This is a genomic window from Paenibacillus sp. J22R232 (assembly GCF_056269165.1).
The window spans coordinates 206,900-222,055 of sequence record NZ_JBWDNK010000004.1; the positions used below are offsets into that span (position 1 = coordinate 206,900).

10 protein-coding genes are annotated in these 15,156 nt (G+C 47.0%); 6 read left to right on the forward strand and 4 right to left on the reverse strand.

Annotated elements, in window-relative coordinates; genetic code table 11:
- Positions 1 to 13 precede the first annotated feature (13 nt).
- From AC0YN3_RS14760 to AC0YN3_RS14770, 3 genes are all read left to right on the forward strand, one after another.
- Positions 14 to 1,201 carry an amidohydrolase family protein gene (locus AC0YN3_RS14760; protein WP_475775788.1) on the forward strand — a complete coding sequence of 396 codons (1,188 nt, stop codon included), beginning with the start codon at positions 14 to 16 and terminating at the stop codon, positions 1,199 to 1,201.
- 1,482 nt (positions 1,202 to 2,683) lie between these two features.
- Positions 2,684 to 3,112, forward strand: a complete 429-nt coding sequence (locus AC0YN3_RS14765; protein WP_475775789.1) for an SRPBCC family protein — start codon at positions 2,684 to 2,686, stop codon at positions 3,110 to 3,112.
- A 1-nt stretch (position 3,113) separates the two neighbouring features.
- Positions 3,114 to 3,491: an ArsR/SmtB family transcription factor gene (locus tag AC0YN3_RS14770; RefSeq protein WP_475775790.1), complete on the forward strand. Its 378-nt coding sequence runs from the start codon at positions 3,114 to 3,116 to the stop codon at positions 3,489 to 3,491.
- A gap of 362 nt (positions 3,492 to 3,853) precedes the next feature.
- Here AC0YN3_RS14770 and AC0YN3_RS14775 read toward each other — a convergent pair whose 3' ends face one another.
- From AC0YN3_RS14775 to AC0YN3_RS14790, 4 genes are all read right to left on the reverse strand, one after another.
- Complete coding sequence (locus AC0YN3_RS14775; protein ID WP_475775791.1) at positions 3,854 to 4,687, reverse strand: 1,4-dihydroxy-6-naphthoate synthase; 834 nt, start codon at positions 4,685 to 4,687, stop codon at positions 3,854 to 3,856.
- The gene (locus AC0YN3_RS14780) at positions 4,684 to 5,394 is read right to left on the reverse strand and encodes a futalosine hydrolase (RefSeq protein WP_475775792.1); all 711 of its coding nucleotides are present in this window, start codon (positions 5,392 to 5,394) and stop codon (positions 4,684 to 4,686) included. The genes AC0YN3_RS14775 and AC0YN3_RS14780 overlap by 4 nt, the downstream gene beginning before the upstream one ends.
- A gap of 83 nt (positions 5,395 to 5,477) precedes the next feature.
- Positions 5,478 to 6,845, reverse strand: coding sequence for a TrkH family potassium uptake protein (locus AC0YN3_RS14785; RefSeq protein WP_475775793.1), 1,368 nt, complete (start codon positions 6,843 to 6,845; stop codon positions 5,478 to 5,480).
- A 36-nt stretch (positions 6,846 to 6,881) separates the two neighbouring features.
- Positions 6,882 to 8,477: a histidine kinase N-terminal 7TM domain-containing diguanylate cyclase gene (locus AC0YN3_RS14790; RefSeq protein ID WP_475775794.1), complete on the reverse strand. Its 1,596-nt coding sequence runs from the start codon at positions 8,475 to 8,477 to the stop codon at positions 6,882 to 6,884.
- Between the two features lie 480 nt (positions 8,478 to 8,957).
- On the opposite strand from AC0YN3_RS14790, the gene AC0YN3_RS14795 reads away from it, so the two are divergent.
- The 3 genes from AC0YN3_RS14795 (at position 8,958) to AC0YN3_RS14805 (ending at position 15,155) form a co-directional block, all read left to right on the forward strand.
- The gene (locus AC0YN3_RS14795) at positions 8,958 to 11,708 is read left to right on the forward strand and encodes a right-handed parallel beta-helix repeat-containing protein (RefSeq protein ID WP_475775795.1); all 2,751 of its coding nucleotides are present in this window, start codon (positions 8,958 to 8,960) and stop codon (positions 11,706 to 11,708) included.
- 365 nt (positions 11,709 to 12,073) lie between these two features.
- A complete protein-coding gene (locus AC0YN3_RS14800; RefSeq protein WP_475775796.1) occupies positions 12,074 to 14,260 on the forward strand; it encodes an NAD-dependent epimerase/dehydratase family protein in 2,187 nt (728 codons plus the stop codon).
- Position 14,261: 1 nt separating this feature from the next.
- Positions 14,262 to 15,155 carry a tetratricopeptide repeat protein gene (locus AC0YN3_RS14805; protein ID WP_475775797.1) on the forward strand — a complete coding sequence of 298 codons (894 nt, stop codon included), beginning with the start codon at positions 14,262 to 14,264 and terminating at the stop codon, positions 15,153 to 15,155.
- Position 15,156 lies beyond the last annotated feature (1 nt).

The following is a 15,156-nucleotide window of genomic DNA, read 5'->3' on the forward strand; positions in this document are numbered from 1 at the left end:
GAGGGTGACGAACATGTCCATTACACAAATAAATCGCGTACGCATAAACGAAGGCTTGTTTGATCTGACATTGGATTTGGAAAAAGGCTTGATCTCGCGAATAGCGCCAAGCACGAATGCTTCCGTAGGGGTAAATACGAGCAGCGTTCGGGATGCGGCGGGCTTGCATTATTTGCCGTCTACAACCGATATGCACATCCATCTAGACAAGCATTTCCTTGGCGAGCCGTGGAAGCCGCTGCAACCGTTTATTACATTGCCCGGGCAATTATCGTTCGAAAAGTCAATGCTTGCTTCGCTTCCGACGACGGTTGCCGAGCGTGCTCGCAGGATTATCCAACTGCTTCTTAGCCACGGCACGACCAAAATCAGAACCCATGTCGATGTGGACCCGCAAATCGGGATTTCACATTTGGAGCATGTTCTTCAGGTGCGAGAGGAGTATCGCGGCGTGATGGATATCGAAATCGTGGCGTTCCCGCAGCAAGGGCTTCTCCGTTCCGATTCGATTAAAGTGATGAAGGATGCGCTCCGCGCAGGTGCCGAATACGTAGGCGGCGTCGATCCGGCAGGTCTTGATCGGCAAGTTGACCGAAGCCTAGAAGCGACGTTCGAGCTGAGTGCCGAGTTTAATGCAGGCGTGGACCTTCATTTGCACGACCCGGGGCATTTGGGCTTATATACGATTAGTCGGTTCGCCGATCTGACATTGCAAGCGAGCAAGGGCGGAAGGACAGCGGTTAGCCATGCGTATTGCCTTGGCCAGGTATCTGAGTCTGAATCAAGAGAGCTCGCCCAGAAGCTGAAAGCAAACGATGTCGCGATTATAACAAGCGTTCCGCTCGATAGGGCAATGCCGCGCGTAGACCAACTGATAGCTGAAGGCGTCACGGTTCACGTAGGCTCGGACAATATTTTGGATGCATGGAGTCCGTTTGGAAACGGTGATTTGCTGGCAAGAGGCGCGAAGCTGGCTGAGAAGTTCGGATGGATTCTGGATGATGCGCTGCTGCAAACGTATCCGCTTATTTCAGAGAACCCGTTAACTCCGAAGGAGGGCGATGCAGCTAGCTTCATTCTTGCAGCTGCAACGAATGCGAAACATGCGATTGCATCTGCGCCTATTCGCGAAGCTGCATTCTCGGGCGGTAAGCTGGTGGGAGGCAAATGGTCGGAGCAACTCTCGCTCATATCCATATAGAAGCGAGCATGCATGAAGCTGTGGCTAGCATCGAATAATGCATAATGCATAATGGATATGGAGGTATTCTACATCCATACTGTCATGGTTTTCGTAAGCAAGTAGCAGCTCAGCCATGATAATAGATAAAGCGGCAGCATGGACGAGAAAAGTCCGTGTCTGTCGCTTTTTTTGTAAACGTATCCTGTAAACACAGGGAGAGACTGAGGCATTTGGAGACCCGTAGCAAAGGTTGGTCGGCTCAGAACGGCTATTTGATCTCGGCCACCGGCCCGCGATCGGACGGAAGCGCTGAACATCGCGAAAATGCTTATGGAACATTACGTGCACGGTAGTTCACTGTATTAAACAAAGGATGGTTTTGCGGTCCGTTGGCTAACTCTTTATAAATAAATGTTTCCAATCATCCATGAAATCGCTGTGATAGATTCGATTGTAATAGCTCAGATGCTCGTTCCAAAAATCAAAAGGGCCACAACGATACTTACCGGATATAAAAGAGGGATAGTTATGCACGGAACTTGCCATAACACTTATCTTTGCCGCCTCCGTTTGCTCTATTACATGTATTAAACTTTGTAATATGTACTTGATTGGAAGTATGCTTTGATAGATGCTTGTCATGTCCTTAGCTCCTGCAAACCATCTTATCTTCTGAAGATTAGAGATAATCGTCATTTTGTATGCGTGGTCGTTAACTTTTTCCAGTTCATGTACTAACATTTTAATGCAACGACGATTCATTCTTGTGTCTTCTTGAAGCCAGCATTGGTAGTTACATAATAGTTGATATAATACGGGGTTCAGTGGATCCGACCTAATAAATATAAATAGATAATATAAGGAATCCATAACGTTTTTGGCATACATCTTCTCAAAAATGATGACCACCCACTTCTAATGATCGTTTATATTCTACTGTAGTTGCAGTTTGATTTCGATTCTTTTGCTCATATCATTCGCCTTCAACCCGTAATATCCTGTCGGTCTGCTAAATCATTTGCGTGCAAAAGCATCTCCCGATATAAATATCGTAAAATATATACATTGTGGCTTCAATATATACAGCGGTAGTAATCTTATTGGATTCTCCATTTTTAGAGTCCGTATTATATTTACCTGTTGTTGTATAATAATATTGATTTTGATGATCGTCATCCCCAAAAAATAAAGGTGTTTCTACGGAATTATTATTCGAATTAATGAATGCCATATGATGAGCATCGAAATATGTGCTAGCAATACAATCGGGTATGTCGCAGCCTGCCTCGTATTGCCCCAGTGTTAGGTTAATGCTTGCCAAAGAGCTGGATGCGTAAGGTTGGATCTGCCTTTCGTCGGTATCGCTTTATCCATAATAATCTATCTGTTACCCATTTGACACGAAACCATAAGGTGTCATATAATCGTAATGCGAAACCAAAAGGTTTCATATTATCGGTTCAAATCTATTCCCTTACAACAACTTATGGAGGCTACCAAATGGATAACAATCAAACGCAAAATACGTTGCCTGATATTAGGCAAACGCTGCTCCTCGATGCGCCGATCCAGAAGGTATGGAACGCCGTAGCTACCTCTGAGGGCATCGCGGCTTGGTTCATGCCGAACAATTTCGTGGCGGAGCTGGGCTGCGAATTCCATCTTGAGGCAGGCCCCTTTGGCAACTCTCCTTGCAAAGTAACCGTACTTGATCCGCCTAACCGACTAACTTTCGAGTGGGGCAAGGATTGGTCATTAACGTTTGAGCTTGTCGAGTTAGCCGAGAAAACAGAGTTTACGCTTATCCATGCAGGCTGGGACGTAAATAAAGTGACGGAGTTCGGTCAAACGCATGAGGAAGTCCGCGAGAGAATGTCGGGGGGTTGGGTTGGTATCGTAAAGAAACTAAGCCAATACGTTGGAGCCTAGAATGGCGGAGCCCGCGCCAAAGCATGATGTCTTCCAAGCAATTGCTGACCCTACGCGGCGTAGGCTGCTGCATTTGCTTGGCGACGAAGAGCTGCCGGTTACCGTAATCAGCGGCCATTTCACGATGAGCCGTACGGCTGTGTCCAAGCACTTACGAGTGCTGGCGGATGCCGGTCTGGTAAAGGATAGGAAGGTTGGACGAGAAACGCGCTATCGCCTAGATCCCGAGCCGCTTCTGGAGTTGAAGCGATGGCTCGCTTATTATGAGCGCTATTGGGACAACAAGCTTTCTGCGCTTAAGCGGTTTGTGGAATCGGATAATGCGAATAGCGAGGGCGGCGATCCCTTTGGATCGCTTAAGCTTATGGATAAGGATTAAAGGAAAGATTAAGCGAGACTGTCCTTATGGCCGATGGCCTGCGGAGACAGTCTTTTTTTTATGCTTATAAGGTAGTGGTGATACGCTTGGAGTAAGCGAGAAGGCGCATCAGGTCGTGGTTTATGGCATTGCGGGCGACGGCAAGCTTGTAACGGTTCGCAGTGGCTTCTATTAAACGGGCAAGGGCAGCCAGCAATGGCGTTGCAAGCGATAAGTTCGCGCCGTACGGAGAGGTGACGCGTGCTGCTATCTAATAAGCAGATCGAAAAATGGCTGAACAGACATCATTCTGTTCAGCCATTTTTTATGGGTCGAAGTCGAAAAAAACGATACGCGTCAGCCGTTATTTAAGCTGAAATTCATTATGGTTTCAGCAGCGACATGTCAAAGCTCGGTACGAGTCCTTCTTCTGCAGCTCGGCCGAGCAGAGCCGTAATTGCGGCATAGCCATCCTCGCCCAAATCAGCCGTAAACGAATTGACGTACAAATCAATATGCGCTTGAGCGACCTCTGGGGAAAGCTCCTGAGCATGCATCATGACGTAACGGCTGGACTCGTCCGGATGAGCCCAGGCGTATTGGACGGATGAACGGATCCACTCCGTGATTGCCTCGGTATCGAGCGTGCGCTTAGCAATAATAGCGCCGAGCGGGATAGGCAGACCGGTGTCTGATTCCCACCAGCTGCCGAGATCGATCAACATGTGGAGCCCATAGTTTGGGTAGGTGAAGCGCGCTTCATGAATGACTAAGCCCGCATCGATGCTGCCGTCGCGAACGGCTGGCATGATTTCGTGAAACGGCATGACCACAATCTCTCCCACGCCGCCTGGGACATGTTTGGCAGCCCAAAGACGGAATAGAAGATAGGCCGTGGAGCGTTCGCTCGGTACCGCGACGCGTTTGCCAGCCAAAGTAGCGGGAGCCGCATTGGTCCCGTTGGTTAAGACAAGCGGGCCGCAGCCTCTCCCAAGCGCGCCGCCGCAGGGCAGAAGCTTGTATTCCGAAAGGACCCAAGGCAAAGCCGCATAGGAGATTTTCATAACCTCCGGACCTTTGGACTTGGCTGCCCAGTTGTTCGTGACGTCAATATCCGCGTAGGTGACATCCAGCTCTGGCGCGCCTGGGACGAGTTGATGTGCCCAAGCGTGGAATACGAATGTATCGTTCGGGCAGGGTGAAAATGCAATATTCATGATAGTACCTCCCGTATTGACTTGGTTGCTGCTTCTAGTGCAGCGAGTGCGTCGCCAATTCGCCATGCAGAGCGGTCACGTGGTCCGACTGCATTGGATATGGCACGAATTTCCGTGACTGGAATGCCGAAACGCTCAGCCGCTACCGCGACGCCGTGTCCCTCCATTGCTTCAGCAGCGGCGCCTTTAATCCGCCGTGCGAGCAGGCTTGCGGTCTCAGCGGTGCCGGTTGCTGTCGTGACGGTAAGAATAGGCGCGCCGCATACGGATAAGCCGCTGCCCTGAATGGCTGCAAGCAGCCGGCTGTTCCAAGCGGTGCTTGCAGCCACGCGTGCTGAGCCGAAACCGAGCTCGTCTAAGCTAAGGAAGCCCTCCGGCGACTCCGCGCCTAAATCGGCAGCAACGATAAGATCGGCAACAACAAGAGAGGCAATTGCCGACTTGCCTATGAAGCCGCCGCCAATGCCTGCGCTAATTACTAAACGATAGGCAGCGTCCGGCGAGGCAAGAGCAGCCGCAGTTCCGGCTGCGGCTGCGGCTGAGCCTACTCCCGCCGCGATGACGTCGATGCCCGGCAAGCCGGCTAATCCGCGAAGGACCGCTTCCCGCTCGGCATCAACGGCGGTCACGATCAGCACGCGCCCGGTGCGGTCAATTGCCGCATCGTCAGCGGCATGACCGGCGTGAATATGTGAATGTAATGGCATCAGAACGAAAGCTCCTTTAATCACGCAAATGATTTGTCCTCATTAATCGTATCATTGGTCGGATTGCAGATGCAAACCGCGGCTTAGCCGATTGTGATCTTCCCTTCAGGGAAACGGTACAGTTCTTTCTTCGAGCGCGTATTGAGCGCGAAAGCGAGCGTAACAGGACCTAGGCGCCCGACGAACATGAGCAAAATAATGATAACCTTGCCGATTTCGCTGAGGTGGCTGGTTAACCCTGCCGACATGCCGACCGTACAATACGCGGATGTGGCCTCGAACAATATAGCCAGAAACGAGCCGGTTTCCGTAATGGATAACAGCATTGTCGCCCCGCAAATGATGGAGAAGGCAATCATCGTGAACATGATCGCTTGGTGGATTTGCTGCTTGGCAATGCGATAGCGGAACAGTACGACGTCGTCCTTGCCGCGCATCATCGCAATAATCGCGCCTATGAGAATAGCGAAGGTCGTCACGCGGATACCGCCTCCCGTAGAACCTGGACCTGCGCCGATGAACATAAGCAGTATGAGGAAAAATTGCGTCACTTCCCTAAGCATAGAGGGGTCTACCGTGCTCAGGCCTGCTGAACGCGCGGTGACGGACTGGAACAAAGCACCGAGAAATTTGCCGATAGCCGACAATGGCTGCAGCGTATGCGGATTGGATAACTCGAGCGCGAAAATGACAATGGCACCGAATGCGGTGAGTAGGCCGGTGACCGATAAAACCACCTTGCTGTGCAGGCTAAACTTTCTGTTTTTGGGGTATGTCACCAGCTCTGAAATAACAATGAAGCCAATTCCTCCGAAAAAAATAAGCAGCATGGATACGATGTTGACGAACGGATCCTCTACGTAATGAATAAGGCTGCTGGCACGCTCTGGAAACTGCGAGAACAAATCGAAGCCTGCGTTGTTGAAAAAGGAGATACTATGGAATATCCCAAAATATATGGATTGTCCAACCGGCATCTCTAGCATGAAATAGCCGCTCAGCAGGATAGCGCCGGACAGCTCGATAACTAAAGCGTATAGCAGAACTTTGCGAATCATGCGCACGATGCCTTCCGTCGATCCGTAATTCATCGATTCCTGCAGCACGAGTCTTTCCCGGAACGAAATTCGCTTGCGAAACAGTAGGGCAAATAAGGTTGCCATTGTCATAAAGCCGAGACCGCCGATCTGGGCTAATAGGATAATGACAACCTGTCCGAAAGTGGAGAAATGAGTTCCTGTATTCAGTACGGTAAGGCCGGTCACGCAGGTAGCGCTTGCCGACATGAACAAAGCGTCTAAGTAGGAGATAGAAGTATCGTTCGTGAAGGATATAGGCCGTGACAGAAGCTGCGCACCAACCAGTATAAGCAAGATAAAGCCAAAAGTCATAACCTGCGGAGGGCTAGGACGGAAACGCAATTTGTCGCGCAGGTTAGTTGCTCTAAGCATAAGTCAATCCCACCTATCTCTTTCCCGCTAGTATAGTTATTTATCTTGAAAAGCATGTATGCTGCCATTATTAGAAAGATGTACGGCGTTTCTTCCCGTATGTTTTGACCGGTATAAGGCGATGTCTGCTTCGCTCAGCAGCATTTCAAGCGGTATATCCGAGGTTCGAGCTTGAGTAACTCCAAAGCTTGCGGTAATCGTTATTGCTTTAGCCGAACTATATAGCGGGTTGGCGGCAATCTCTGCACGCAGCCGTTCAGCGATTTGACCGGCTTGCGCCAGCGTGGTACTCGGCAGGCTTATGGCAAATTCCTCGCCGCCGTACCGGCCAAGCAAAGCGTGCTCTGGCAGAAATTGCTGGGAAATCATTACGATATGCTTTAGAGCGAAATCGCCTACGCTATGTCCATAACGGTCGTTAATCTGCTTAAAGTGGTCAATATCAAACAAAATAAAGCAGAGCGGGGCTTGGCTTTGGTGAGCAGCTGCCAGCAATTCTCTACTTTTTTCCATGAAAAAGGTACGGTTATATATAGAAGTAAGACCGTCGATCTCCGCGAGATAGCGAAGCTTATGCTGCAGCAGCGTATGCTCGGTAACGTCGATCATGACGATGGTTCTGCCAGCGAGTTGGCCATTTGACTTAAGGAGCCTGGAGGACCTAATCCGATAATAGAAGGTTTCTCCGCCGCGTACCCATTTGAGCTCCTCCTCATGGTCGAGGGCTTCGTCCGAGCCTAAGGAAAAGGCACCGGTCTCCGCACCGCGCTTCCAGATATGCTCCAGCTTTTGTCCGATCGTTTCGGGAGTCAGGGCGGGTATGATTTTGGCAGCGGCTCCATTGAAATCCATGATTTGGTTTTCCAGGTTAAGGACAAGCACCCCATCGCGCATGCTCTCGAATATGTGCTCACGCGCAATCGGCGCGACGGTGAGAAGCGAGGTCGAGAAGATCGAAGTCACATATAAGGTGGATGTAATGCACATCAATATGGGCACGGGGTCCATGCCGAGAGGCGTAATGCCGAGCACGTAAGCGAGCGCTCCCAGCATCGGGAGCATAATGCCAATAGCTAGCGTTATCATTTGCTTGCGGTAGATGGATTTGGTCTTCCGCCAATATCGGTACAATAGGAACAAGCTGGCAAACATAGAGCCGGACGTGTAGCTACCATGGACGTAATACCATAGACCGGGTATGACATCAACCATAGGCTTTTCGATATGAGGATTGAGAAATAGATCTTTATAAAATAAATGGTGGTATTCATTAGTCGATACCATTAACAGCGTGATGAAAGGAATAATAAAGAAGACCCAAGATTTCTTAAACGTATTGAACTTCTCGATACCGACATAAATCATAATCAGCAGCAAGCTTAAGGGCGAAATAAACGGCATGCCAATATATTCGATATTCAGCCAGAAACGAATTTCGCGAAGCGAATCGCTGGCGAGCTCAAAGGCAAAGGCAAAGGTGTATACAGCGGATAGGATTGTCGACCACATAAAAACTTTCATGCCTGTGAACTTATTCTTGTTGTTGTATGCATATATGGCAAGCAGCACGCTTAGAACACCGGAAATAACGACAAAAATTATATACTGAGAAATAGGGGTATCCATAGTCATCAACATATGCGGCTCCAATATAGCGGAATGATCGTACGTTATTATTTAAGTCTTCCCATCGCTTGCAAAAAGGCTTCGGACACATTTTACCATATGAGATCGCTTTACTTCAAAAAAATATAAAATTCGCGGTTATATGACGAGATACGTCTAAATCTATGTTTATACAGCTTCGGCAAATTTATTTTTAATCTTTAAAGGTGCAAGGATGCCGCGTGTAGAATTAGGTTGCATACATAATTCTACAAAAATCGATATGTATTCGTTGCTAGGCGAAAATAAAATGATTTAATGTGAGCTTTTGTCGGATAAACGCGGTTTCTGATTGAGTACGATATTTTAAAATGTATTTTTTAGTAAGGTTATATACCTCATGAACATGTAGCATTCATTTGGTATAATTTATCTATTATAAGCTAATCGAAAAAAAGGATGGCTTCAAACAATGAAATATTGGCTAGAGAGGATGCTGATTCTACTATGAAGCTACACACACAACGCATAGCCGGCCCTAGGTACGTAAAGCTGTTTTTTCTATTGTTTCTTATTATTATGGTAGTAGTAGAGTCCTTTCCCCTCGTATCAGGTTCTCGAGTAGAGGCGGCAACGGGCGGTTATGTATATTATGTAGCAACAACCGGGAGCGATAACAACCCTGGATCGAAAGAAGCGCCTTGGAAAACGATTCAAAAGGCAGCGAACACCGTACTGGCTGGAGACACGGTTTACGTGCGAGGCGGTATTTATAAGGAATACGTAAATATTACGGCTTCAGGCTCCAAAGAGGCCGGGTATATTACGTTTCAGGCGCATCCTGGGGAAAAGCCAATACTAGATGCAACCGGTTTAGCGCCTGCGAGCGGAAAAAATGCGTTATTTCATCTCGTAAACGCCAGTTACATCATTATTGACGGTTTCGAATTGCGTAACGTAACATCAACGAGCAGCTCGGTTACGCCAGCAGGCATAAGAGCTCGCGATGGCAGCCATGACGTTCATATTTTAAATAACAACATACATGATATTGCCAACAAAGCGGCTAGCGGCAATGCGCATGGCATTCATTTCTACGGAAGCTCCAGCGTCGAAATGAGCAATATTAGAATTAGCGGCAACGAGGTTCATCATTTGACGACAGGATACAGCGAGTCCGTAACTTTAAGCGGCAATGTCAACGGCTTCACCGTCAGCAACAATAGTATTCATGATAATAATAATATTGGCATTGATATTGCTGGATTTTATGGCGCATGCTCGGGTCTGTGCACCGACCAAGCTCGAAACGGAACCGTATCGGACAATATCGTATATAACATTGACTCCTCAACGAATCCGGCTTATAAGGGAGTTCATGCAGCTGGGGGCATCTATGTAGATGGGGGAACGGGAGTCGTTATCGAACGCAATCTCGTTTTTAATAACGATTTCGGTATCGAGCTTGCTAGCGAGAAGGAAGGTAAGCTGACGAATAAAATCATTGTGCGTAACAATTACGTCCATCATAACTTTGGAGCCGGCATTATTATGGGTGGCTCAAGCTCATCAAATGGCGGAGCAACGGATAACATGATATCGAATAATACGCTCATCGAGAATGATACGTTAAATCAAGGCTATGGGGAAATTACGCTTCAATGGAACAACAAGAATAATAAAATTATGAATAATTTAATTTATAGCACCTCTAAGAAAGCATTTATATACAAGTCAAACGTAAGCGGCTCAGGGAACGTCATTGATTATAATCTCATGTATCGGCCCGACGGTTTGCCGGACGCCGTGGCATGGAGATGGCAAGGAGTTTCGTATTCGACATGGGATGCGTATAAAAAAGCGACAGGCCATGACGCCCATTCGGTTTTTGCCGATCCGCTGCTTGTAGACAAGAACGGCAATCCGCAATTGAAGGGCACTTCGCCTGCCATTAATACAGGATTGGCGCAAGCTGATCTGAATGGGGCTACTGATTTCCAGAACGCCGTACGTCTGCAAGGCGTGAGCGTGGACATCGGCGCCAGTGAATTTATCCTTCCGGTGACGACTGCTCCGGTTATCGAAACACCGAATGTGCCGGATGAAGGTCCAGTTGAAACATTGCCTGAGCTGGATCAGCTGCCACTCATTAAGATTGACGGCGATTTGGCCGATTGGAAGGATGTACCGCTGCTTAGCGAAGGATCGTTTAATGTGCAAAGCTTAAAAGCGATTCTATCGAATCAAGAGCTTACTCTGTTCATTTATGGAAGCCTATTGGAGCAAAAAGGACAATTCTTCCTCAATACGGACGATAACAAAACGACAGGGTTCCAAGTTCCTTATTGGACTTCTAGCGGTGCAGACTATTTAATCGAGAACGGAGTGCTGTACAAGTATAGCGGAACAAACGGTACGAGTTGGACATGGACCACCGTTAAAGATTATGCGAAGCTAAAGAAATTCGTTAAGAACAATACGGTAATTGAAGTTTCAATTGCATTATCGGATTTGGGAATGACCCAACCGACAACGATATCTGCAGGTTATGTATGGAATGACTCTAAATCAGATAAACTTCCGTCAGGTAAAGAGTTTGCTGCGATCGGATTATGGACGGGGAATGATCCCGCCGTTTCATCACCGAGTCCGACCCCAATACCGACGCCAGTGCCGACACCAAGCCCGACACCAAGCCCGACACCGGTACCGACTGCTCAGCCTACACCGATACCGACACCGGTGCCGACGCCGACGTCTACACCGGAGCCTGCTAAGCCGTCTATCGTCATAAATGGAGAAACGGCTGATTGGGATTCCATTCCGGCATTCATGACGGGTGAAACGAATCCGAAATCATTGAAGGCAATACTGGCCGATTCGCATGTAAACGTTCTGCTTCAAGGTAGCGACTTATCCAGCAAAGTACAACTGTATTTCAACACGGATAATGATGCCAAAAAAGGCTACAAGTCTACGAAGCTGACGGAGAGCGGAGCGGAATTCATGCTGGAGAACGGAACGCTGTATGCTTATTCGGGCTCCGGAAGCGATTGGTCTTGGAAAAAGGTGGAGTCATTAAAAACGATCAAAAAATATGTGTCGACAAATGAAGTCGTGGAGTTCGCAATCGCGCTAGACCTGCTAGGAGTAAAGGAAGGGGATACCGTTGCAATTGGCGTGTTGCTTTCTGATTCGTCAAAGACGATGCTCCCGAATGACGGCATCATGAAACCATTTTCTATCGTTCAAAAGTAGATGAAATCATAATTCTTTTGACCTAACGACGAAAGCCCTATATATTCGATAATATCAAGCGAATTGCGCGATGAGCGACTTCCCGGATATTGTCGAATTTAGGGTTTTTTTGTTTGTTTATGTAGAACAAAAGAGGATAATATTTCAAAGAATTGAGTGAACTCTCATAATTCTACATTATTATAGTTATTCCGTAGTCTAAATGAATCACCTGTGTTATCATAGGTTAGCATTCGACATTTACATACAATTAATAGACAAAATAACAAGACTTTCTTTCTCGATGCTGGATCTATTCTTATCGTCAGCCAGAGCTTGGGGTGGTTATTGTATCCATATTTATACTATAAAGACGGGGTGGATTTGTGAAAGTTCTTATTACTGGAGGCTATGGTTTTATTGGATCTCATGTAGCGGATAGGTTTCATAAAGAAGGTTACGAGGTCTATATCATAGATAATTTATCAACGGGCCGTAAGGAGAACATTAATTTCAAACATAAAGGGTATCAGCTGTCTGTTGAGGACCCTAAATGCGAGGAAGTTTTCCGCTCGAACCGCTTTGATGCAGTCGTACATTTAGCCGCTCAAGTCAGTGTTGCGGAATCGGTCAGCAATCCAAGATTGGATACGGAATCCAATGTTCTTGGATTAGTGAACATGCTGACATTTTCCCGAAAATATAAAGTGAAAAAGTTTATGTTTGCTTCATCCGCTGCCGTTTATGGCATGAATGATAAGCTGCCGTTAGTGGAGACGGATCATTGTGATCCGATTTCACCTTATGGCATAAGCAAATGGGTAGGCGAGTCATACTGCTTGAAATGGAGCCAGCTGTACGATTTGGATACCGTATGCTTTAGGTTCTCGAATGTTTATGGACCACGTCAAGGCAGTGTAGGAGAAGGCGGCGTCATATCGATCTTTATGGATCGTGTCAGCTCGGGCGAGCCTCTATTTATACATGGGGACGGGGAGCAAACAAGGGATTTCATATATGTTGAGGATGTAGCGGATGCGATATTCCGAGCGTCCTACGCACCGGTTTCAGGGGTGTATAACCTATCGACTAATTCGGAGCGCAGCATCAACTCATTGGCAGATGTATTAAAGGGTTTGCATACTGTGAAGGAAATTCACCATACGGACAATAGAGCCGGTGATATCCGTCGTTCTACGCTCAATAACGAGAAGATTAAGAGCGAGTTGGATTGGTCGCCCATGTATGATACGGACGAGGGATTGAAACGAACCTTTGCATGGTTCCAGTCGAATCAAGCGAGTCGCGAAAGCGCGGCAAGCATAACAACGGAAGCAGCCAAGGAATCTACTTCAACGAGAGTATGGTTGAAGAGTATTCAACCTTATGCCGAGAATGTATTAGCTTTTGCTTTAACCGCATGGATCGTGCTAAGCCAACAAAGCAGCGCCTATGGCTTGATTGATGTGGAATTGTTCTACATAACTATTATTGGAATTATTTATGGCAGCCGCCAATCTATCTTGGCAGTTGTCCTAGCTATTAGCTTGTTTTTATTCAAGAAATTAAATGACGGACATGAAATCGTATCTCTTATGTATGATACGGATTTCTTCTTTCAGGTTGCGATCTATTTATTCATTGGACTTGTAGTCGGTTATTCCGTGGAACGGAAAAATAGAATGATCCAAGCAAAAGAACAAAAGATTGACGAGCTGGAAAACCGTTACGAATTTTTAAACGGGGTGTACACGGAAGTACGCGAAGTAAAAGACGAGCTTCAGCAGCGGATTTTGAACAGCGGCGACAGTTTCGGGAAAATTCACTCGATTACGAAAGAACTGGAGAGCTTAGAGCTCGAAAAAGTATTTATGTCTACGGTTAACGTAGTCAAATCCATTATGGGCGTTCAAACCGTATCCATTTACACGCTTAGCCCAAACCGTTCATTCATGCGTCTTGTTGCGCATTCCAACGATTCAGGTGGAGCCGTTAGCAAATCGATTCGTGTCGAAGATCATGCATACATTCAAAAAATGATGGCAGACGGCAAGGTTTATGTGAATAAAGAGCTGAACAGCCAAGCTCCATTGATGAGCGTGCCTATCTACCATGAAGATAACATTGCTGCCTTTATAGCTATTGAAGGCATGTCGATCGACAAGTTTTCATTATACTATCAGAACCTATTCAAGGTTACTTCCGATTTGGTATCCTCTGCTTTGTCGCGCGCGCTTGCTTATTACGATGCGACGGAAAGCCGCCGCTTTATCGACGGAACCTCGGTCCTGCACAAAGAGGCGTTTGAAGAAATTATTTCTAGCAAGAAACTAGCAAAAACCATGCATAACACCCCTTACTTGCTGCTCGAAGGGGAGCTTGGCCAGATGTCCTTGAAGCAATATTCGGAAAAGGTGACCAGCATGCTGCGGGAAACGGATTATATTGGCACAGTTAGTGATGGGAAAGTGCTCGTTATTCTTTCCAACTCGGCGGAAGAGGATGCCGCATTCGTGCTGTCCCGCTTCGCGCAAAAAGAAATTAGCATGAGGGTAGTCGAAGGGGATCTCTAATATGATTGGTTTATTATACGGACTATATATTTTGGTGTCTGCGCTCCTTTTATTTATCATTTATCGCAAATCGATGCGCGAGTTTATGCTAAGACTTGTTATCGTGGTACTGCTGCCTGTAATAGGCTGGTTATTACCCGTGTTTTGGCCAAGGCGTTGGTTCAACCATGCTGGCGAGAAGCTGGATGATTATATCATGAAGCAGCAGGAAGAAATGTCCGTCAATACGACGGGCATTCATAAAAAGATGGAAATAGAGAAAGAGCTGAACATTATATCGATCGAAGATGCGCTGATCGTGAGCGAGCATTCCGCAAGGCGCAAAGTCATGATTGATGTTCTGAAGCAGGACTCCATCAACTATCTGGAGGTATTGCAAACGGCTGTCAGCAATGAGGATACGGAAACTTCCCATTATGCGGTTAGCGCCATTATGGAAGCCAAAAGAAAGCTTTCATTATCTATTCAGGAGCTTTCCGTCCGCTATGAACAGAACAAAACGGACGAGCATTTGCTGCGCGCTTACTCAGAGGTGTTAAAGGGTTTTATGCGAAGCGGCTTTTTGGATGATCGCACCGCGCTTAAGTACAAGTATACATACGTTGCTGTACTAGAGCAGCTTATTTCCCAGTCTGAGGATGTAGAATCAGCGTTCGTAGAAAAACTGAATACCGAGATGGAACTGGGCCAATTCATTGCATGCGAGGAAACCTGTCAGAGGTACATTGAGAAGTATCCGCAAAGTGAAGAAGCTTATTTATGCCTTGTTCAGCTCTATTTTATGACAAAATCTGTGGACAAGCTGCAAAACACGATAGACACATTGAAAAAGTCACCGTTGAGGCTCTCGAATAGAGCCCTCACCATGGTAAGGTTTTGGTCGGAAGGGGCATGAC